Annotated in this window: 16 protein-coding genes; 9 read left to right on the top strand and 7 right to left on the bottom strand. The window is 67.2% G+C overall.

Going from position 1 to position 21,296, the window contains the following annotated elements; translation table 11 throughout:
• Nucleotides 1-97: 97 nt before the first annotated feature.
• The 4 genes from ABIC17_RS17300 to ABIC17_RS17285 all read left to right on the top strand — a co-directional run bounded on the left by ABIC17_RS17300 (nucleotide 98) and on the right by ABIC17_RS17285 (nucleotide 5,204).
• A complete protein-coding gene (locus tag ABIC17_RS17300) occupies nucleotides 98-655 on the top strand; it encodes a PEPxxWA-CTERM sorting domain-containing protein (protein WP_354283939.1) in 558 nt (185 codons plus the stop codon).
• Nucleotides 656-775: 120 nt separating this feature from the next.
• Nucleotides 776-2,938 carry a histidine kinase dimerization/phosphoacceptor domain -containing protein gene (locus tag ABIC17_RS17295; protein WP_354283937.1) on the top strand — a complete coding sequence of 721 codons (2,163 nt, stop codon included), beginning with the start codon at nucleotides 776-778 and terminating at the stop codon, nucleotides 2,936-2,938.
• Nucleotides 2,935-4,641, top strand: a complete 1,707-nt coding sequence (locus ABIC17_RS17290) for an ATP-binding protein (RefSeq protein ID WP_354283935.1) — start codon at nucleotides 2,935-2,937, stop codon at nucleotides 4,639-4,641. The genes ABIC17_RS17295 and ABIC17_RS17290 overlap by 4 nt, the downstream gene beginning before the upstream one ends.
• Nucleotides 4,638-5,204: a biliverdin-producing heme oxygenase gene (locus ABIC17_RS17285; protein ID WP_354283933.1), complete on the top strand. Its 567-nt coding sequence runs from the start codon at nucleotides 4,638-4,640 to the stop codon at nucleotides 5,202-5,204. The genes ABIC17_RS17290 and ABIC17_RS17285 overlap by 4 nt, the downstream gene beginning before the upstream one ends.
• An 81-nt stretch (nucleotides 5,205-5,285) precedes the next feature.
• Here ABIC17_RS17285 and ABIC17_RS17280 read toward each other — a convergent pair whose 3' ends face one another.
• A complete protein-coding gene (locus ABIC17_RS17280; protein ID WP_354283931.1) occupies nucleotides 5,286-6,731 on the bottom strand; it encodes a porin in 1,446 nt (481 codons plus the stop codon).
• Between the two features lie 426 nt (nucleotides 6,732-7,157).
• Here ABIC17_RS17280 and ABIC17_RS17275 point away from each other — a divergent pair, with 426 nt between their 5' ends.
• The 5 genes from ABIC17_RS17275 to ABIC17_RS17255 all read left to right on the top strand — a co-directional run bounded on the left by ABIC17_RS17275 (nucleotide 7,158) and on the right by ABIC17_RS17255 (nucleotide 14,557).
• Nucleotides 7,158-8,450 (top strand): c-type cytochrome, encoded by a 1,293-nt coding sequence (locus ABIC17_RS17275; protein ID WP_354283929.1) that lies wholly within the window; start codon nucleotides 7,158-7,160, stop codon nucleotides 8,448-8,450.
• Nucleotides 8,447-8,938, top strand: a complete 492-nt coding sequence (locus ABIC17_RS17270; protein ID WP_354283927.1) for a (2Fe-2S)-binding protein — start codon at nucleotides 8,447-8,449, stop codon at nucleotides 8,936-8,938. Before ABIC17_RS17275 ends, ABIC17_RS17270 begins: the two co-directional genes overlap by 4 nt.
• Nucleotides 8,935-11,178 (top strand): molybdopterin cofactor-binding domain-containing protein, encoded by a 2,244-nt coding sequence (locus tag ABIC17_RS17265; protein WP_354283925.1) that lies wholly within the window; start codon nucleotides 8,935-8,937, stop codon nucleotides 11,176-11,178. The genes ABIC17_RS17270 and ABIC17_RS17265 overlap by 4 nt, the downstream gene beginning before the upstream one ends.
• 486 nt (nucleotides 11,179-11,664) lie before the next feature.
• On the top strand, nucleotides 11,665-13,536 hold the full coding sequence (locus ABIC17_RS17260; protein ID WP_354283923.1) for a gamma-glutamyltransferase family protein: 1,872 nt from the start codon (nucleotides 11,665-11,667) through the stop codon (nucleotides 13,534-13,536).
• A gap of 10 nt (nucleotides 13,537-13,546) precedes the next feature.
• The gene (locus tag ABIC17_RS17255; RefSeq protein WP_354283921.1) at nucleotides 13,547-14,557 is read left to right on the top strand and encodes an acetamidase/formamidase family protein; all 1,011 of its coding nucleotides are present in this window, start codon (nucleotides 13,547-13,549) and stop codon (nucleotides 14,555-14,557) included.
• A 541-nt stretch (nucleotides 14,558-15,098) separates the two neighbouring features.
• Here the strand turns inward: ABIC17_RS17255 and ABIC17_RS17250 are convergent.
• From ABIC17_RS17250 to ABIC17_RS17225, 6 genes are all read right to left on the bottom strand, one after another.
• Nucleotides 15,099-16,625 carry a GH39 family glycosyl hydrolase gene (locus ABIC17_RS17250; protein WP_354283919.1) on the bottom strand — a complete coding sequence of 509 codons (1,527 nt, stop codon included), beginning with the start codon at nucleotides 16,623-16,625 and terminating at the stop codon, nucleotides 15,099-15,101.
• A 218-nt stretch (nucleotides 16,626-16,843) separates the two neighbouring features.
• The gene (locus ABIC17_RS17245) at nucleotides 16,844-17,896 is read right to left on the bottom strand and encodes a glycosyltransferase family 4 protein (protein ID WP_354283917.1); all 1,053 of its coding nucleotides are present in this window, start codon (nucleotides 17,894-17,896) and stop codon (nucleotides 16,844-16,846) included.
• Nucleotides 17,897-17,900: 4 nt separating this feature from the next.
• The gene (locus tag ABIC17_RS17240) at nucleotides 17,901-18,476 is read right to left on the bottom strand and encodes a class I SAM-dependent methyltransferase (protein WP_354283915.1); all 576 of its coding nucleotides are present in this window, start codon (nucleotides 18,474-18,476) and stop codon (nucleotides 17,901-17,903) included.
• Nucleotides 18,473-19,132, bottom strand: coding sequence for a PIG-L deacetylase family protein (locus ABIC17_RS17235; RefSeq protein WP_354283913.1), 660 nt, complete (start codon nucleotides 19,130-19,132; stop codon nucleotides 18,473-18,475). Before ABIC17_RS17235 ends, ABIC17_RS17240 begins: the two co-directional genes overlap by 4 nt.
• On the bottom strand, nucleotides 19,129-20,142 hold the full coding sequence (locus ABIC17_RS17230) for an acyl-CoA dehydrogenase (RefSeq protein WP_354283911.1): 1,014 nt from the start codon (nucleotides 20,140-20,142) through the stop codon (nucleotides 19,129-19,131). The genes ABIC17_RS17235 and ABIC17_RS17230 overlap by 4 nt, the downstream gene beginning before the upstream one ends.
• Nucleotides 20,139-21,131, bottom strand: coding sequence for a glycosyltransferase family 2 protein (locus ABIC17_RS17225; protein ID WP_354283909.1), 993 nt, complete (start codon nucleotides 21,129-21,131; stop codon nucleotides 20,139-20,141). Before ABIC17_RS17225 ends, ABIC17_RS17230 begins: the two co-directional genes overlap by 4 nt.
• Between the last annotated feature and the right edge of the window lie 165 nt (nucleotides 21,132-21,296).

Genomic DNA, 21,296 nt, shown 5'->3' with positions numbered 1-21,296 from the left:
AGTCCTTCATAGTCACGGTTGGTACGGTCCGTGCTTGCGATATTGCGTCGACCCTGGTGTTGCGTCTCTCGTCGACTTCGCAACAACGGAGATCTTCATGTCGACTGTACGCAAAGCATGGGCCGCAGCCATCGCCGCGACCACCTTCCTGACCACGCCCGCTGTCGCGACCACCGTGGACTTCGCCTATCTGAACGGAAGCGACAGCGTTGCGGCCGGCAGCTTCAGCTATGCCACCGGTGCCGCCGGCGTCCTGAATTATGGCGACCTTACCGCGTTTGACCTGTCGATCAGTGGGGTCACCTATCGGCTCGCGGACATTCAGGCGCTGACCGAATATGTCTATTTCGGGTACGATACCGCAGCCAATACGTTCGTGACGTCGCCCCTGTTGAGCGGCCCGGCGGGGAGCTTCACCGGCAGCCTCTCGGCACTGAACGCGACCTTCAACCACGGCTTTTTCTTTGCCCACGTCCCGACCGGAGAATTCACCGAATTCTCGATCCCCGTCACCAAATTCTTCACCTCGGTCACGTTCGTCGTGGCAGACCCCCTGCCGGAACCAGCCACCTGGACGATGATGGTGTTCGGACTGGGGGCAATCGGCGGCGCGATGCGTTACCGGCGCAGCGTCCCGGCCATCGTATCCGGCTGAAACACCCCGGCGATAAAACCGCCCGCCAGAAACCCATCGATTGTGATCGGGAGCGCCGCCCGAAAGTCTTAAAAGACCGCGCTTGGCCGTTCTACTGTTTGGCTTTATGGCTTTGCCGCGATGAGTATATCGCTTCCTGCCGTTCAGTTCGGAACGGACATCACCGAATGTGATCGCGAGCCGATCCATATTCCCGGTAGTATCCAGCCACATGGCCTGCTGCTGATCGTCGCGGCGGACGATCAGCGGGTGATTGGCGGGGCCGGCCGCCGGCTCGAACCGACGTTCGGGGCGGACTGGCTCGGACAGACGGTCACCACGTTGCTCGGCGCGGAAGCGGCCGCGTTGCTTGCCGGTGCGGTACGGCCGATGTGCGTGCTCAGCCGGATCGATACGCCCGGGTGGGACGGCACCGCGCACCGCGACGGGGATCGCTGGCTGATCGAACTCGAGCCGTCCGAGACGCAGCGTGCGACCGACGTCCTGAGCTGGATCGACGATGTCGGGGTCAGCTTCGAGCGGTCGGGCGGCTTGATCGACCTGTGCGAACGCGCCGCCAAGAGCTTCCGCACGCTGATCGGCTACGACCGCGTGATGATCTACCGGTTTCTCGACGACGATTCGGGCGTCGTCATTGCCGAGGATGCCGCCGACAACCTCGACAGCTACCTCAACCATCATTTCCCGGCGTCCGACATCCCGCAGCAAGCGCGCGCGCTGTATCTGCGCAACCGCGTCCGCGTGATCCCCGACGTCTATTATCAGCCCGATCCGATCCGCCCGGCGAGCGAAGCGGGGATCGACATGAGCAACAGCGAGTTGCGCAGCGTCTCGCCGATCCACATCCAGTATCTCAAGAACATGGGGGTCGCCGCCTCCGCCTCGGTGTCGATCGTCAAGGACGGGGTGTTGTGGGGCCTGGTCGCCTGTCACAACATGACGCCGCGCCATATCAGCGCGGCAACGCGGCGTTCCGCGGCGCTGGTCGCGGGCGGTCTCGCACGCCAGATCACCGCCAAGGAACAGGCCGACGATTACCGCGAGCGCCTGCGGATCCGCGCCGACGAGGACGTGATCGCCGCGCGCCTGGCCAGCGACGTCGACCCGGCGCAACTGTTCAAGGCGGCGGGCGCGGACCTGCGGCGGATGTTCGAAGCCGACGCCTTCGCGGTCATCGACGGCACCACCGCCTATTGTAACGGGGCGTGCCCCGACGATGCGCAGATCCGCGAGATCGCAGGCTGGGTCCGGAAAAAGGGCACCGAGCCGTTCCACACCGACAGCCTGTCGAGCGAGTTTCCGGCGGCAGCCGCCTATCGCGCGCATGGCAGCGGCGTACTGGCGATCACCCTGTCGTTCCAGACGCCGACAATGTTGCTGTGGTTCCGTGCTGAAGAAACGCAGGTCGTCGAATGGGCCGGCAACCCGCACAAGGCGGTCAACCTGCAACCCGGCGAGAAGCTGACGCCGCGCGCATCGTTCGAAGCCTGGACGCAGGTCGTGCACGGCAAGGCCCGCCGCTGGTCGCAGCCGGAGATCGAGGCCGCGCGCCGGCTGACCGTGCGGCTGTACGATGCACGCCAGAACCGCCGGATCCGCGATCTGGCCGACAGCCTGAGCGTTGCAGTCGCCGACAAGGATCGCCTCATCGCGCAGCAGGAGACTTTGCTGAAGGAGGTCAACCACCGCGTTCAGAACAGCCTGCAGCTGGTGATGGCGTTTCTCGCCCTGCAGGGCCGCGCGAGCGACGATCCGGCACTCACGGGGCACCTCACCGAGGCGCAGCGCCGCCTGTCCGCGGTCGCGCTGGTGCATCGGCGGCTGTACACCGACGACAATGTCCAGTCGATCGACCTGTCGCGCTACCTGACCGATCTGATCGTCGACCTGAAGGGGTCGATGGGGGACGAATGGGCGAACCAGTTCGCGTTGGATCTGGCACCGATCACGATCGCGGCGGATGACGCGGTACAGGTCGGGCTAGTGCTGGTCGAGCTCGTCATCAACGCGCAGAAATACGCTTACGGCGGTGCGCCGGGGCCGATCTTCGTCAATCTTGAACAGCATCGCGCACGCTTCCGGATGATCGTCGCCGACGCTGGCCGCGGCAAGACCGGCACGCGCAAGGGGTTCGGGACCCGCATGCTCGATTCGATGGTTAGGCGCCTCAACGGTACGCTCGAAGTCTCGGACAACATGCCGGGGGTTCGGACCGTGCTGACCGCCCCAATCACGCAGCCGCGCGCTCCCGCGGATGCCATCGTGGAAGACGCATTCCAATGAGCACCGAGGAAGCCAAGGGTATCCCGTCGAATGGTGCGTTCGATCAGCCCGACGATACGCTGATCGGCCGCCCCGGCGAACGCCACTGGAAACAGAGCACGATCACCGACTCGTCGCTCAAGCAGCGCGGCGGGGTGTTCTACGCGGCGATCGAGATGACGCGGATGCCGATGGTCCTGACCGATCCGCGCCAGGACGACAATCCGATCGTGTTCGCGAACAACGCATTCCTGGATCTGACAGGTTACGATCAGGATCAGGTGCTCGGTCGCAACTGCCGGTTCCTGCAAGGGTCGCAGACCGACCGCGCGGTCGTCGCGCAGCTGCGCACAGCAATCGCGGAACGCCGCGCGATCAGTGTCGAGCTCCTCAACTACCGCCGCGACGGCTCGCCCTTCTGGAACGGCGTGTTCCTGGGGCCGGTGTACGACGACGCGGGCGAGTTGCTGTTCTTCTTCGCGAGCCAGCTCGACGTCAGCCGTCGCAAGGACGCCGAATCCAATGCGTTCCAGAGCCAGAAGATGGAATCGATCGGCCAGCTGACCGCAGGCCTCGCGCATGATTTCAACAACCTGCTGCAGGTGGTCAACGGCAGCCTCGAACTGATGGCGATGAAGCGCGAGGACCAGCGCGCGTTCAAACGGTATCACGAAGCCGCGCTCACGGCGGCACAACGCGGCACCAAGCTGACCGCGCAATTGCTGTCGTTCGCGCGCCGCAGCCGGCTTGAACCGCGTCCCGTCGAGATATCGAGCCTGGTGTCCGAAATCGCCGAACTCCTCGAATCGACCGTCGGGTCGCGGGTGGATCTCCAGCTCAATCTGCGCCGCCGTCTTCCCAACATCGAAGTCGACCCGGTGCATTTCGAGACCGCGCTGATCAACGTCGTCACCAACGCGCGCGATGCGATCGAGTCAGGCGGGACCATCACGATCACGACGTCGCTGAAACCGGTCGCAACGGACGAGATCATCGGCCTCGACGCTGGCAACTATGTCCTGCTCGAGATCGAGGACAATGGCGCGGGCATGGCACAAAACGTGCTCGACCGGGCGGTCGAACCGTTCTTCACGACCAAGCCCAAGGGGGCCGGAACCGGCCTTGGTCTTGCAATGGCGCAGGGGTTCGCACAGCAATCGGACGGCGTGCTGACGCTCACCAGCAACGCGGGTGAAGGCACCACCGTCCGCTTCTTCTTCCCGATCGCGCAAGACGAGGCCACGGTGCAGGCGCTTGCCCCCGATACCACGGGGTTCCGCCCGGAGGAGGTCGACAAGGAGCAACCCCCGGTCATCCTGGTGGTCGAGGACGAAGCGGCGATCGCCTTCCTCGCGGAAGAGATTCTGAGCGATGCTGGCTATAAGGTCGCGGTCGCGAACGATGCGGACGAAGGGCTGCGGCGGTTCGACGAGCTGGAAAAGCAGGGCGGCGTGGCGCTGGTATTCTCCGACGTGGTGATGCCGGGACCGCGGAACGGACTCGCGCTTGCGCAAGAGATCCGCGGGCGCAATCCCAAGGTACCGATCCTGATGACCACCGGGTACAACGACGAGATGTCGATCAACGGTCCCCAGCCCGAGGCGCTCGACGTGCTCGGCAAGCCGTATCGTCGCGAGGAACTGGTCAGTCGCGTCCAGGCGGCGCTGCGGCGGCGCGCCGGGACTGCGCATCAACGGTCCGATTTCGGACACGCGGAGGCATGACCGCCGGAACACGGCAGGATCCCGAAACACCGTTGCCCGTCGCCAGCCGCTTGCGCACCATGACTCGTGCGGCGCACGACACGGTCGATGCGTCGTTCAGCCGGTTCGATCTTGCCGATCGCGACGATTACGCGCGGTTCCTGCTGGCCCATGCCAGCGCGACCGCGGCGGTCGAGGGCGTGCTGGTGCGCGACGCCACGCTGCCGCAATGGCGGCCGCGGTTGCGGTTGCTGCTCGATGACCTTGCCGGTCTGGGCCTCGCCCCGCCGCTGCCGCTTGCGTTCGACCCCGGCGACACAGTCGCGGCCCGGTTGGGCGCGCTCTACGTGATGGAAGGATCACGCCTGGGCGGTGCCGTGCTTGCCAAGCGTGTGTTTGACGGCGCACCCGCGGCGTTCCTGTCCGCGCGACACGATCCGGGCGAATGGCGCGCGTTCCTGCGCACGCTCGACGCGCGCGGCGTCGGGCAGTCGCCCGAATGGCACGACGCCGTCGCGGCGGGCGCATCGGCGTGCTTTGCGCTCTATGCCACCGCCTCATCCACTACGCCGGTGCTGCACTAGAACGCGCCGACGTCCGCCTACCCGTTCGTTTCAAACGAACGGGTAGGAACGCCATCGTGCGAAGTGCGGAACAGGCCTCGCTCAGTAATTCCACTGCAACTGGGTGCGGATCACGTCGCCTTCGGCGCGTCCCATCCGCCGCTCGTCCCCTTCGCGCCGCTCCATATGCGCATAGGCAAGCGTTAGCTCGAGCGCGGAAACGGGCTGGAACTCGACCCCGAATTCGACTTCGTTGGTCTCGAGCCGGGGCGCGTTGGTCAGTGCCTTCCACCCGCCGCGATAATATTGCCAGCGCGCATAGGGCATGAACGGCCCGACCGGCGACCGCCGCACCCGCGCCATCGTCTGGACGTAGCCGCCGTTCAGCGGGAGCGACCGGATCGCCTGGCGCGACACGTCATATTCGGGGCCACGCCCCCAGTTCCATTCCGCCTGGAAGCCCAGCGGTTGCGGGTAGAGGATCGCGTGGATCCCGCCGCGCTCCTCGCGATAGACGATGTCGCTCGTCCCGCCGCTGCGGATCTCGGCCTGGATCCCGTTGCGCAACACCGCACCGCCCAGTTCGAGCACTTGCCCGTCGAACGCCCCGCCCAGCCCGTCGAGCGCGAACGGCCAGGTCGCCATCGCGACCGTCATCACGCCGTCGTTGGTCTCGGTCCGGTTGATCCCCTGCCCGTTGAAGACGCCGACGCCGAACGCGCCGTAATTGCCGAACAGCTTCTGCCCGTCATCCTCCAGCCGCTTCCACACCCGCTCGACCTGCGGCGGGGTGTAATAAGCGATCACGCCGATATCGCGCTCCCCCGGCACCGCGCTGTTGATGCCGTCGCTGCGATCGAGCGTCAGGCGGTTGGATGAGGATTGCATGTTCTCCCACCCGTACGGCACCTTCGACTGGCCGAAACGCAGCCGGAACCGCTTGTCGCGGTCGAGGAAGGTATCGACATAGGCGTCGCGGAGCTGGACGAACCCTTCGCGGCGCTCCCCCCCGGACTGGTTGGCGACGCTGTTGGCAAAATCGGGCTGGAAATAGAAGGATACGCGGTCGCTCAGGTCACCCTGCAGGATCAGGCGAATCCGGCGGAAAGTGAAATTGGTGTCGTCGCCGATTCCGCCATCCCCGACCGAGCGCAACCGCGACACCCCGTCGGGCGCGCGCCGGTCGCCGCTGATGATCTCGCTGAAGCGCAACTGCGTATAGCCGCGGACCCCGATCCGGTCGTACCAATGCGGCTTGGCGGGCTTCGCAGCGACCGCGACCGCGACCGGCGGCTGCTCCACACGCGGTGCGGCCGGTACCGCAGTCGGTGCCGCAGTCGGCGCCGATGCAACCGCGACGCTTGCGGGCGGTGTCGGCGTTGGTCCGGGTGACGGCTTGCCCTTCTGCGCAGCCTTCATCTCGGCGATCGTCGCCTTGAGTTCGTCGATCTGCGCTTGCAATTCCTGCACCGTCTGCGCCTGCGCGCCTTCCACGGGAAGGATCGCGAAGACAGCGCCGAACGAGGCGGATAAAAGTCGTCGTTGCACGGATCATACTCTCGGATCGTCGACGCTGAAGGCAGCACTGCACCGCCCCTGATCGTCGCTGCGTCCCCGAACACGGGCCGCCGATCGCCCCGCCATTGCCTCAGGAACGGGACCGCGGCAAGGTCCCGTTGCATCGGCCAAATTACGTTGGTTATACGACCGCATTTCCCCGGAAAACCGTCGATCCTGCGGCATTTCAGACAGCGCGGCAGGTCGGTGCGACGTCATGCCATTGCACCCTCTGCCAAGCGGTGGCGAACGACCCTCCGCGGCAAATAGCCAAGGCGGAACGGCCAAACGCTTGTTTTACAACGGTATGGCTCTTTCCGGGCCGACGTGGCGTTATAGCGCGATGCGGCATCGTCCAGTTTTCCCCTTCCCCTGCTCGCGCCTATCGGGCCGCGTACCGGTCCGGGCAGGCGGGGAATGACACGGCACTTCGCTTCGGGTCGACGGGTTGCGCTGCTCGTCGTGGCGGTCGTCGTTCTGCTGTTCGTCGCATTCCTCATATTCGCGCATCGCCCCGCGATTGCCGAAATCGCGCCACCGACGCGCGGAGCATTTTCGGAAACCGATATCGCGCGCGGGGCCGAACTGGCGCGGATCGGCAATTGCACGAGTTGCCACACCGCCAAGGGCGGGCGTCCGTTTGCGGGCGGCGTGCCGATCGCGACGCCGTTCGGCACGCTGCACGGCACCAACATCACCCCCGATCCCGTAACCGGGATCGGCCGCTGGTCCGAGCCTGCGTTCGCGCGGTCGATGCGGCAGGGCGTCGCGCGCGACGGCAGCCATCTCTACCCGGCCTTCCCCTATGACCATTTTAGCAGCCTGACCGATGCCGATCTGCACGGGCTGTACGCGTTCCTGATGACGCGCCGTCCGGTCCATCTGGAGCCCCCCGCCAACCGCATGATCCCGCCGCTCGGGTTCCGCCCGTTGCTTGCGGGATGGAAACTGCTGTTCTTCCGCCCTGCGCGCTTCACCACCGATCCGGGCCACGACGCCTTGTGGAACCGCGGCAAGTATCTCGGCGACGGCATCGCGCATTGCGGTGGCTGCCATTCCCCCCGCGGCGTGCTCGGCAACGAGAAAACCGACCAGCCCTATGCTGGCGGTTGGGTCGACGGATGGTATGCGCCGCCGCTCGACGCGACATCGCCCGCGATCCGCGCATGGACCGCGGACCGGCTGGAGACCTACCTGCGCACCGGATTGAGCACGACGCATGCAGCGGCGGCGGGGCCGATGGGTGCGGTGGCGCACAACCTCGCGCAAGTCCGCGGTCCCGACGTCCGCGCGATCGCGACCTATTATGCCGACCTGATGGCCAGGGCCCCCGCCGCGCGCCGTGAACCACCACTGCCCGACCGCGCGGACGCGGCGATCAGGGCGCATCCCGAAGGCGCGGCGCTCTATGCGGGTGCCTGCGCGATGTGCCACGAACCCGGCGCGCCGATGGTGGTCGCGGGTCGTCCGGTGTTGCCGCTCGGCACGCAATTCCACGAACACACGCCGCGCGACATGATCCAGACGATCCTGCAAGGCGTGGCACCGCCGGTCGGCGCGCAGGGGCCGTATATGCCCGCTTACGCCGGCACGCTGAGCGACACGCAGGTGGCCCAACTCGTCGCTTATCTGCAGACCCGCCACGGGACGGTCCGCTGGGACGATCTCGAAAAGGAAGTCGCGCGCGCGCGCAAGGAAGGAAAGCCATGATCGAACTGTCGGTCAACGGGCGAACGCAGCGCATCGATGCGGACGCGTCGACGCCGCTGCTATACGTCTTGCGCGACGACCTCGGGCTGGTCGCGGCAAAGTTCGGCTGCGGGCTTGGCCAGTGCGGCGCGTGTACCGTGCTGGTGGACGATCAGCCGGTGTTCTCCTGCATCACCCCGATCGCGGCGCTGCCGGGGCGGGCGATCACCACGGTCGAGGGGCTCGGCACGCCCGACAAGCCCGGCATCGTCCAGCGCGCGTTCGAAATGGAGCAGGCGGCGCAGTGCGGCTATTGCATCCCCGGAATGATCGCGCGCGCTGAGGCGCTGCTCCGGCACACGGTCACTCCGAGCGAGGACGAGATGCGCACCGCGATGAGCCCGTCGCTGTGCCGCTGCGGCACGCACATGCGGATCCTGCGCGCGGTCCGCCGTGCTGCGGCGATGCGCGGCGGCGGTGTCGTCGATCCGGCGGAGCGGGTGGCGTGACCGTGCCGACCCGGCGCGACATGCTCGCGGGCGGCGGGCTGGTCGTATTCTTCGCGCTGTCGGGCGTCGCGCAGGCGCAAGGCCTGTCCGGCGGCGGCGAGGGGGGCGCGGGGCCCAAGAAGATCCGTCCAGATCTTCCCGGCAGCCTCGCCACCGAACCACGCCTCAACGCATGGATCAGGATTGCGCCCGATGGCGAAGTGGTCGTCTTCACCGGCAAGGCAGAACTCGGCCAGGGGATCCGGACCGCGCTGATGCAGCTCGCGATGGACGAGCTCGACCTGGCCGACAACAGCCTGACGCTGATCTCCGCCGACACCGCACGCACCCCCGACGAGGGCATCACCGCAGGCAGCCATTCGATGCAGGACAGCGGCACCGCGATCCTCAACGCCGCCGCCAACGTCCGCCACCGCCTGCTCGCCGAAGCCGCGCGGCGGTGGACCGTCGCGCCAGCGACGCTGTCGACCAACGCCGGGACCGTGCGCGCGCCCGACGGGCGGAGCGTCGGCTACGGCGATCTCGCCGCCAGCCTCGACCTCCAGGTCGATGCTGAGCCCGACATGCCGCGCCGCCCGGTCGCCGCCCGCCGCTTCATCGGCCGCACCGTGCCGCGCGTCGACATCCACGCGAAGCTCACCGGCGGCACCGCCTATGTCCACGACATCAAGCTCCCGCACATGCTCCACGCGCGCGTCGTGCGCGGACCGAGCGACGGCACCCGGCTCGCCACGGTCGATCACGCCGCGATCGCACGGCTGCCGGGGATCGCAAAGGTCGTCCGCGACGGCAATTTCACCGCGATCCTCGCCGAGCGCGAATGGCCGGTGGTGCAGGCGCTCCACGTCATCAACCGCGCCGGCTGGCAGCCGACCCGCCCGCGCTTGCCGCAGGGCGACCTCGCGACCGCGATCCAGCGTCTTCCCGCGCAGGACCGCCCGATCCTCGACCGCCACGATGCACCGGGGGCGGTCCCGGTCCGCGAGATCGCGGCGCGCTATACCCGGCCGTACCTGATGCACGGCGCGATCGGCCCGTCCTGCGCGGTCGCGCTGTTCGAGAACGGCGCGATGACGGTGTGGACGCACAGCCAGGGCGTCTATCCGCTGCGCAATGCGCTCGCGCAGTTGCTCGCGCTGCCCGTGGAGCAGGTGCGTTGCATCCATAGCGAGGGATCGGGCTGCTACGGTCACAATGGCGCAGACGACGTCGCCGCCGACGCGGCGCTGGCGGCGCGCGCGGTCCCGGGGCGGCCGGTGCGGATGCAGTGGATGCGCGAGCAGGAACATGGCTGGGAACCGCTAGGCCCCGCGATGGTCACCGAACTGTCGGGCGCGCTCGACGCCCGTGGCCGGATCGTGCGCTGGAACCACGCGGTGTGGAGCAACCCGCACAACATGCGCCCCTCCGCCGCGGGGGATTTCCTCGCAGGGCAAGAGGTCGTGCCGCCCTTCCCCGCAACCCCGCCCAAGCCGATCCCGCAACCAGAAGGCGGCGGCGACCGCAACGCGGTGCCGCTCTACGCCTTCCCCAATGCGGTGGTCCGGCATCACTTCATTCCGGGCATGCCGCTACGCACGTCGGCGCTGCGGGGCCTCGGCGCACACATGAACGTCTTCTCGATCGAATGTTTCATCGACGAACTCGCCGCCACCGCGCGCTGCGATCCGGTGGCGTTCCGGCTCGCGCACATGGACGACCCGCGCGCGCAGGCGGTGATCCGCACCGCCGCCGACAAGTTCGGCTGGACCCGCTACCGCCGCCAGCCGTGGCGGAGCGCAGGCGTCGCGTTCGCGCGCTACAAGAACCTCGGGGCCTATTGCGCGATCGTGCTCGACGTCGAGATCGAACCCGAAACGGGCCAGGCGGTGGTCTACCGCGCAGTCGCGGCGGTCGACAGCGGCGAGGTCGTCAATCCGGGCGGAATCCGCAACCAGATCGAGGGCGGGATCGTCCAGTCGCTGAGCTGGACCCGGCACGAAGCCGTCGGCTTCGACGCGCATCGCCGCACCGCGTTCGACTGGAGCGAGTATCCGATCGCACGCTTCGTCGACGTCCCCCGCGCGGTCGAGGTGCATCTGCTCGACCGGCGCGGCGCGCCCTTCCTCGGCACCGGCGAGGCCGCGCAGGGCCCGACCGCCGCCGCCTTCGCCAATGCGGTCGCGCTGGCGACGGGCAAGCGGATCCGCGCGATGCCGCTGTCGGCGGGCACGATCAAGGCGGCGATCGGGGACGGATAGCGGGACAATCCCTCCCGTTCGTCTTGCGTCACGAGGCTAGCGTTGGCCGCGGGCTTCGACTTCGCTCAGCCCGAACGGAGGGTGCTGGGGCGACACCGGTGGCATCGCGCTAGGTCGTAAAGTCTCAGGCTCAAAAACCCATGCCCCTGCCGTTCACCCTGAGCGAAGTCGAAGGGCTTGCGCTAGAAACAGGGCTTCGACTGCGCTCAGCCCGAACGGAGGGTGGGGGGCGGACACCGGCAGCATCGCGCGCGACGTCGTGCGGTCTCAGGCTCAAAAACCAATGCCCCCCTCCCCCGTTCGCCCTGAGCGAAGTCGAAGGGCCTCTGCTGCCCAAAGGCTAGCGCCGGGGCGAAGGCGTCCACTGCGCTCAGCCCGAACGGAAAGCGGCAAGCCAACACCGGCCGCAGAGCTCAATGCGTCGTGCACCCCCTTGCCCTGCGCCGACGTGCGGGCAACAACGGCGTTCGTCTGGGGAGTATCATCATGCGTCGTCGTACCTTTATCGCGTCCTTGCCCGCGGCCGCCGTCCTGCTGCCGGGCGTCGCACGGGGACAGAGCGGCAAGACCAGCGCCGATCCAGCCCCCGGCCCCGGCCAGGGCGCCGCACCGCCAACCGACCCCAACCCCACCGTCTGGATGCCCGGCGAGGAACGCTTCCTCCGCCCCGACGTCCACGCCGGCGACCGCCCGATCGGCGCGAGCTTCGCGGCGCGCACTGCCGTCTATGGCCTCAACGGCGCGGCCGGGACCGCGCATCCGCTCGCGACGCAGGCGGGGATCGACATCCTGAAAGCGGGCGGCTCCGCGGTCGATGCGGCAATCGCGATCAACGCGTGTCTCGGCTTCCTCGAACCGACGTCGAGCGGGATCGGCGGGGATGCCTATGCGATGATCTGGGACCCCAAGCGCAAGGCGGTGGTCGGTCTCGCGGGCTCTGGCGCATCGCCCCGCAGCCTCAGCCTCGAGACGGTGCGGTCGCGCGCGAAGAACGGCGCGTTGCCGCCGCTCGGCGCGCTCAGCGTGTCGGTGCCGGGGACGGTCGATGCGTGGTGGACGATGCACCAGCGCTACGGCAAGCTGCCGTGGGCGGCGCTGTTCCAGCCCGCGATCGCGCTCGCGGAGGCGGGCGCGCCGGTGCCCGACATCATTGCGTATTACATCCGCCGCAGCATGGCCGCATTCCGTCGCCCGGGGAACGGGCTGGAGGAATCGCAGAACGCGCTGCGCACTTATGGCCTCGCCGACGGCAAGGGCCCCGCGGCGGGCGGCGTGTTCCGCAACCCCGATCTTGCGCGCACGTACCGCGCGATCGCGAGCGGCGGGCGCGATGCCTTCTACCAGGGCGACATCGCGCAGAAGATCGAGCGGTACTTCAAGCGGATCGGCGGTTGGCTGTCGGCGGCGGACCTTGCCGCGCATCATTCGGAATGGATCGCGCCCAACACCACCGACTATCGCGGCACCACCGTGCACGCGCTTGGCGCAAACACGCAGGGGCTGGCGACGCTCCAGATGCTCAACATTCTCGAGCGGTTCGACCTGAAGGGCGCAGGCTTTCAGTCCGCGCTGTCGATCCACTTGCAGGCCGAGGCCAAGCGCCTCGCCTATGAGGACCGTGCGCGCTATTATGCCGATCCGCACTTCGCCAAGGTGCCGGTCGAGTGGCTGATCTCGAAGGACTATGCCGCGCAGCGCGCGAAGCTGATCCGGCCCGACCGGCTGCTGACCCCGGTCTATCCGGGCCAGGCCCCGAGCCACGGCGACACCACCTATTTCAGCTGCGCGGACAAGGACGGCATGATGGTGTCGATGATCCAGTCCAACTTCCGTGGGATGGGATCGGGGCTCGTCGCGGATGGCCTCGGCTTCATGTTCCAGGATCGCGGGCAGTTGTTCAGCCTCAAGGACGGGCACCCCAACATCTATGCGCCGGGCAAGCGCCCGTTCCAGACGATCATCCCGGGCTTCGCAACACGCGGCAACACGCCGTGGATGAGCTTCGGCGTGATGGGCGGCGACATGCAGCCGCAGGGGCAGACGCAGATCATCGTCAACCGCGTGGATTACGGGCTCGAGATCCAGTCGGCGGGCGATTCCCCGCGCTGGCATCACGAGGGATCGTCGCAATCGATGGGCGAGGATACGCCCGGGCTCGGACCCACGGGGCTGCTCCGGCTCGAAACCGGCGTGCCAGTCGCGACCCGCCAGCGGCTCGCCGACATGGGCTGGAAGATCGGTGCGCCCGACGGTGGCTTCGGGCGCTACGAATGCGTCGAGCACCGGATGGACGGCGACACCCGCGTCTATGCCGCGGCGAGTGAAATGCGCGCCGACGGCTGCGCGCTGTCTTATTGAGGATCTGACGATGCGCCTGTTCCTGCTCGCCGCGCTCGCGCTGGCGTCCCCCGTTGCTGCCGAAACCTATGAGTTGAAGGCGACCCCGCAGACGGTCGCCTGGGGGCATTACGATGCCGCCGACGCGCCGGTGCTGACGATCGAGTCGGGCGATACGGTGGTGATGCACACGCTGCTGACCAACAGCCCGACGGGACTCGAAAAGGCCGGGGTTGCGCCCGCCGACATCGAGCCGGCCTTGCGCGCGGTGTTCGACGGCGTGCCGCCCGCGAAGCGCGGTCCGGGTGGCCATATCCTCACCGGGCCGATCGCGATCGAAGGGGCCGAGCCCGGCGACACGCTCGAAGTCCGCATCCGCAAGATCGATCTGGCGATCCCTTATGCGTACAATGCGTTCCGTTATGGTGCCGGGTTCCTGACCGACGATTTCCCGTATGCGCGGATGAAGATCGTCCCGCTCGACCTCAAGCGGATGGTCGGCAAGTTCGCCCCCGGCATCGAAGTACCGCTCGCGCCCTTCTTCGGCAGCATGGGGGTCGCCCCGCCCCCCTCCTTCGGCCGCTACGATTCCGCACCGCCGACGATCAACGGCGGAAACATGGACGATAAGGCTTTGGTCGCGGGGACGACGCTGTTCCTGCCGGTCCATGTCCGCGGCGCGCTGTTCCAGGCGGGCGACGGGCACGCCGCGCAGGGCAATGGCGAAGTCGACATCACCGCGCTCGAGACGTCGCTGACCGGCACGTTCGAGTTCATCCTCCACAAGCGCGTCCCCACGCCCTACCCGCGCGCCGAAACCCCGACCGCCTATATCGCGATGGGGTTCGACGACGATCTGAGCAACGCGACGCGCAAGGCGCTGCGCAACATGATCGACTTCCTCGTCGCGGCAAAAGGCATGACGCGCGACGACGCCTATATGCTGATCAGCGTTGCCGGCGACGTCGAGATCACCGAACTGGTCGACCGCAACAAAGGGGTCCACGTCGTCCTGCCCAAGGCACTGTTCGTCAAACGTTGAAGCAGCGTACCTTTACGCCCCGTGCTCAGGGGAAAGCGGGACCTCTGAAAAAAGGGCCGACCCTTCATTTCCTGTTTTCCCGCGAAGGCGTGACCTTTGCAGAAAGGCCAGCGGAGGTTTGATCGTCATCCCGCGCCCCAAAGGCTGCCGTCATGCTGAACTCGTTTCAGCATCCACCGCGCACCAGGCATAGTCCGGACTCGCGGAGGGCTGGATCCTGAAACAAGTTCAGGATGACGGCCGGTTTTGCAGAACTCTCACGAAGGCGGGAATCCAGAACCAAGCAGAACAACCGCCGGCAGTTCTCGTGACTCTTGGACTCCCGCCTTCGCGGGCGAACACCTATGGTTTTGCGCAGGTCATATGAATTCCGGAACTCCGGGTCGCGCAAAACAACGATGGTTCGTGACGCCACCAACCCACCCGTTCGTTTCGAGCATAGTCGAGAAACCTGCGCTGTGCCCGGCTTCTCGACTATGCTCGAAGCGAACGGATAGGGGATTCTGGCGAAACAGCGTTACGCACCGCTTAACAGCGCAGATCAGCCCCCGACCGGCTCGACCGTCACCAGCACCACGTCGTTGGTCCGCATCGGCAGGCGCACATCATACCGCCCGTCCTTCGCCACGCGGACCGTGCGATCGATCTCGGGTGCGTCCACCGTCAGGCGTTGCAGTTCCGCAAGCTGCGCAGGCGACAGCGCCTTGGGCGACCCCATCTCGAGATAGCGCGAATGCGCGTCATTGGCGTGGAAGCCCGTACGCCGCACGGTCAGCCGATACGATCCCGCCACAAGATGCGTCAGCCGTACCGCAGCTGCAGTCGAGGGCTTTGCCGGCTGAACCTTGGTGAAGAACGGACGATTGCTCACGGTCTGCACCGGCTGGGTCCAGTCCCACAGCAGGACGCGCGTCCGCTTCCCCTCGGTCGCGGCGAGCGCCTGACCGTCGCCAGTGGCGACGTCGCGCCCGTGCAGCGCATTCAGATATTTGTACGCGAACCACGCGGGCTTGCGGATGCCTTCGCGGTTCATCAGCCCGAACCCGCCGTGGAACGGCGTCGGCGGCGGCCCCGCTTCCTCGAACAGGTCGCTATAGGTCCAGTAGCTCATCCCCTGCGCGATCCCGCGCGTCGCGCGCAGCTTGGTCAGGATGAACGGGCCACTGACGTAGGAATCATGCACCGGATCGCGCGGATTGTAGCTTGCGCTCCATTCCGAGAAATACAGCGGCAGCCCCGGAAATTTGGACGCCTGAATCTGCGCGCGGACTCGCCGCACGTCGCCCGTGACTGAATCCGGATTGGGCGACAGCTTGTTGTCGTCCTCTCCGCGCTCGTCGAGGAACCCGCCGTCGACGCCGTAAGTGTGCGTCGTCACGAAATCGATCGGCACGCGGTGCTCTGCGGCATAGTCGAGCAGGTCGGGGATCCATGCCGCGCCTGCGGTCGCGGGGCCGCCGACGCGCAGCGCGGGATCGATCGCCTTGATCGTCCGCGCGGTCGATTCGTACAGCCGCAGGTACGCGGCCTTGTCCGCCTTCTCCCAGAAACCGTCTAAATTGGGTTCATTCCAGACCTCGAAGAACCATTTCCGCACTTCGGCTGCGCCATAACGCGCGCGAACATGGCGGATATAGGCGTCGATCAGCGCCGCCCAGCCGTCGGGACGCGGATGCGAGGTGTTGCCCTTCCAGTAGAAGATCGTCTGTTCCGACGTCTTGAGCGCGCCCGGCGTAAAGCCCAGCTCGACGAACGGCCTGATCTTGCGCGCGAGCAACGCGTCGTAAAGCTGGTCCATCTTCGTCCAGTCGTACGTCGTCTTGCCGTCGCGAACCTTGACCGTCCCCAGCGCGTCGCTGAAAATGTCGTGGAAGCGCACGTACCTGAACCCCAGTTCGCGCGCCGCGACGTCGAGTTGCGCAAGGCTGTCGGGCCGGATCAGCGTCCCCGAATAGTCCGCGCCGACCGAAAGGTCGAACGACCGGTCGATCGGTGCCCCCGCGCGCGCCACGTCCACGGCGATCACGCGCTCCGTCTGGCCCGGCCCGCCCGCCGTCTGTGCGGTCACGGGGGCCGCCACTATGCCGAGCGCCCCCGCTATGACCGCCAAACCGCAACGGGCACCGACCAAAGGTCGCAAAGCGTGTGTGGTCATCGGTATCCTCTGCGCGCGGTCGATCGTGTTGTGCCGACCTTACGTCATTTCGGCCAGCACCACGAAGTATTTTACATATGCAAATTGAGTTTACTGGCAAGCATGCCGACGATCGATCTAGGCAACCTTCGTTATCTTTGCCGCACGCGTTCCGCCTTTTTCGCCAGCAGATCGACATACAGCCGGTGATAGTCCGCCGCCATCCGGTCCGCCGAGAAGCGCACCGTCACGTCCGCGCGGCAGGCGGCGCGATCGATCCGGTCAATCCGCCCGATCGCGACGACCGCCTGTTCCGACGTATCGACGACGAACCCGGTCTCGCCGTCGCGGACGATGTCCGCCATCGACCCGCGCCGGAACGCGATCACCGGCGTCCCGCACGCAAGTGCCTCGACCACCGACAGCCCGAACGGCTCCTCGAAATCGATCAAATGGAGCAGCGCCATCGCCGACCCGAGCGCCTCCAGCCGATCCTTACCCCCGAGCGGCCCATCATAGCGCACCGTCACCCCGTCGATATGCGGGCGAACCTCTTCCTCGAAATAGCGCTGATCCTGGACAATCCCTGCGATCCGCAACGGGATCCCCGCCGCCTTCGCCACGCGGATCGCGACCGCCGTGCCCTTGTCCGGATGAATCCGCCCGAAGAACAGCAGCTCGCGTTTCGGTTGCGCCCCGAACGGGAAGGCACCCACGTCGATCCCGTGCGGGATCGTCGCGGCATAGCGCAGCTCCGGGCTGCGATCGGTCTCGCTGATCGCGACATAATCGACGTCGTGCTGATATTCCGACAGCATCGGCAGGATCCGCTCGGACGGCATTCCGTGGACCGTCATGACGATCGGCGTGCGGATCATCCGGCTGAACGCGAGCGGCACGAAATCGGCCTGATTGTGGATGATGTCGAACTGGTCCGCGCGCTCCATCACATGCGCGACGTGGCGCATTTCCCACACTTTCGCGTCGATCGCGGGATCATCGTTATACGGCCGCGGCACCACCCCAGCGAGCGTTCCCGACGTCGCGCTGTCCAGCGTTGCGAACAGCGTCACGTCCACCCCGCGCGCGACCAGCGCTTCGGTCAGCAGGCTCGTCGCGAGTTCCCACGGGCCGTAATGGTTCGGCGGCGTGCGCCAGGCGATCGGCGCGAGCATCGCGACACGGATCGGGGCGGGGTTCGTCATAGGATCAGCCCCGGACATAGGATTGCACCCGCCACCGCCCGGTGCGTTCGTCGCCCGCCGCGCGCCACGCGACCCCACTCGCCGCCAGGAACCGCGCGTGGAGATGCGCCGCGTGCTGCACGAAGTCGGGATAATCGACGCGGTGATGCGCCAGGATCAGCCGCCCGCCCCGGCGCACGGCATCCGCAATGTCGCGCGCGACCTGCCGCATGTCGCGCGGCGACAGATAATAGAACACTTCCGCCACGACCGCGGCATCATAGACCTGCGCCGGGAACCGCCCGGGCAGCACCAACCGCCGCACCCGCACCCCGCGCGCATCGCCGACCGCGCGCCGCACCAGATCGACCCCGCTCTGCGCACCCTCGGTCGCGTCGAGCCGCAAGGCCCGCCGCGCCAGCGCCACACTGTTCGATCCGTTCCCCGCCGCGATCTCGAGCACGCGACCGACCGGCCCGCCCCCCAGGCCGTGCAGGATCGCGGCCCGCTTGTGCGCTTCGTCACGGTTGGTGAAGGTACTCCACGGGTCGGCATTTCCGGCAAATTTCTGCTCGAACCCGGCAAGGTCGATCGGCTTCATCGGGCAGTCTCACGATACCGTTCAACGGGATGGGCAAAGGCGGCAAGTTCGCGGCGCGAGATGGTGAACCCGCCCGGATCGTCGTCGATCATCCCGAACTGGCTGCGATAGCGCAGGATCACACCCCGCTTCGCCGCCGCACCGGCCGTCCCGAGCGCGAAGCCGTGCGTCGCTGGGCGCGCCCGCACCTGGCGGTTGGGCCACACGAGATATTCGAGCCGCCGGATCGCCGGACAAGCGGCGGCGACGCTCGATACGACGCGGTGATCGGGATGATCGTCGTCGCGCGCGGGCATCACCAGCAGGTCATGCCCGCGCGCCTGCGCCAGCGCGCGCGCAAGCACCCGCCGAACCGCACCGCCGCCCGCGCCCAGCCCGCCATCGGGTAAAGCCAGAAAGCGGACGTCGCCCGCACCGATCCCGATCCCCCGCAACGCGCCCCGCGTCTCACGCGCACGCATCGCGACCAGCCGCGCGCGCGGCCATGTGCGACTGTTGGGGTGCGACCCCGCCCCGTCAGTGACGATGATCACGCGCACCCGCGCACCACGGCGTCGCAACAGCCGCATCAGGCCGAACGCCCCGATCACCTCGTCGTCGGGATGCGGCGCAACGACCAGCACGCTCCGCACCCCATGGAGCCGAAGCGTCTTCACAATCCAGGCACCAGCACGGCATCCACCACGGCCTTGCCCACGCGCATCCGCTGCACGTCGGGCGCGGGCTGGCGGAGATAGACCATCAGATCGGTCATCGCCGCCGACAATGGATGCGCGACGAACATCCCCGACACGCCGACCGCCTGTTGAGCCAGCGTGATCGCGCGTTCGGCAGCCGACGCCACCGCCAGCCGCGCCGCTGCGACACGTTCGATAAAGCCGGGTTCTGCCCAAGTCGCCGCGACCGAGCGTACGGCATCCGCCGCTGCTTCCGCCGCACCATACAGCTCCGCAAGCCGTCCCAGCTGGTGCGGATCCTCGCCGCGTCCGGTCGCGATCAGATGATCGCGGACACGATCGAACACGCCCGCGATACCGCCCGCATGGCAGGCGACAAACCGCAAGGCACCCCCGCTAAAATAGGGTTCGCGCGCATAGTCGCCGGGTTGCCCGATCGTACGGAAGCTAGCGGGGTCCGCACCGTTCCACCGCACGACATGCGTCTGCGAGCGTTCCATGCCAACGACGTCCCACCACGTGCGGTCGACCTCGGGCGTGGATGCCGCCAAATCGATCAACAGCAACCGGTGTCCCTCCGGCGTATCGGCCCCCGCCAGCGCGTGCGTGAGGAGGCCGCATCCTGAGGCGAAGCTCTTCCCGCCGTGTAATCGCCCGTCGAATACGCGCAGCGGTTCGTCGACCAGTGCCGCGTTCCATACGCCGAACAGGCTGCCCTGCCCCGCCATCGCGGCGACCGCGGCGGGATCGTCATACCGCCCGATGATCTGCATCGCATCGACATGCCCCTCGAACACGCGAGCAAGCGGCAAATCGCGTCGTCCGATGCGGTAGAGGAAACGCAGCAACGCCAGCATCTCCACCGGATCGCGCGGGTCGCCCGCCACCGGCAGCAGTGCGTGGAGCGCGCGAAGCGTCTCTGCCATCGGTCGATCGTCGGCCCGCGTGTGCGACAGCAATGGATCGAGCGGATCGGACAATGTGGTCACGCGTCCGCGCCCGCATGGCGCAACAACAGCGCGGACAACGCCGCCTCCGCGGTAGTGAGATTGACCAGCCGTTCGCCGCCGGGAATGTCGGGGACCACTTGCATCGCAAAACTTTCGGCATTGGGTGCGGCGGACGCCACCGCGAGAATATCCGCGACCGGACGGTGCAGCGCCGCCGCAAGGGACTCGGCGGTCGTATCCAGCATGGGCCAGCCGGCCCGAGCCAGCGCATGACGCGCATAACGCCACGCGACGTCGTCGGGATGCGCCATCCGCGCGGACGCACCCGCCGTGCGATCCATGTCGCGCAGATGCCCCGCGAGCCCGCCGAGCGCACGACCTTCGCGTCGGGTCGACGTTTCGACCCGGATCGTGCCGTCGCGGCGGACCCGCATGCCGAGCCGGTGCGCGGTGTCGACCAAGCGTCCGTCTTCGCCCGCAGGTACCGCATCGAACCCGCCGAGCGCGGCATAGGTCTGCGCCGAACAGGCAAGGCTCGCCGCGCTGGTATAGTGATGCGGTCGCGCGCCCTCCCACGGGATCGGATCGAGCAGTCGCCGCAACCGCGCCAGTCCGTCGTAATAGGCCTCGATGCGATCCTGGACCGGGCTCGGCATGCCCCCGCTCCGGACGATCAGGCCGACGGCAACATCGGCAATGTCGAGCGCAGCGAGATTGGTCGCCACCCAATCGGGCGCAGGCACAGTGTCCGCATCGGTCGACAGCAATATCCCGTCCGCGCCGACCGTCTCCAACCCCAGAGCCATCGCCGCCGCCCGCGCACGCCCCGCGTTGGGCGTCGCGTCCGCCGCGATATGACGAGTGACGATGGCATAGGGAACGATCGCCCGATACGCCGTCACGACCCTTTCGCTTTCGTCGGTGCAGCCATCGAGCAAAAGGCACAGCACGAAGGCTCCGCTGCGTTCCTGCGCCGCCAAACCCGTCAACAATCGCGGCAACAAGGCCGCCTCGTTACGCGCGGGCACACAGATCGCAATTCTTGTGGGTGCCTGGGAGACTTGCGCTTCGACCGGACCACGCCATGCCGCACCGCGATCGGAATGGGTACGGAGTTCCAAGGGTGACATCGTGCGTATGATCTCGCTTTCGCAAGTCAAACGCCGCGACGTCGCAAAAAGATCAACGATGCC

The sequence above is a fragment of the Sphingomonas sp. PvP056 genome (genome assembly GCF_040549155.1).
Classification (GTDB): Bacteria; Pseudomonadota; Alphaproteobacteria; order Sphingomonadales; family Sphingomonadaceae; genus Sphingomonas.
This window is presented reverse-complemented; position numbering and strand designations above follow the sequence as displayed.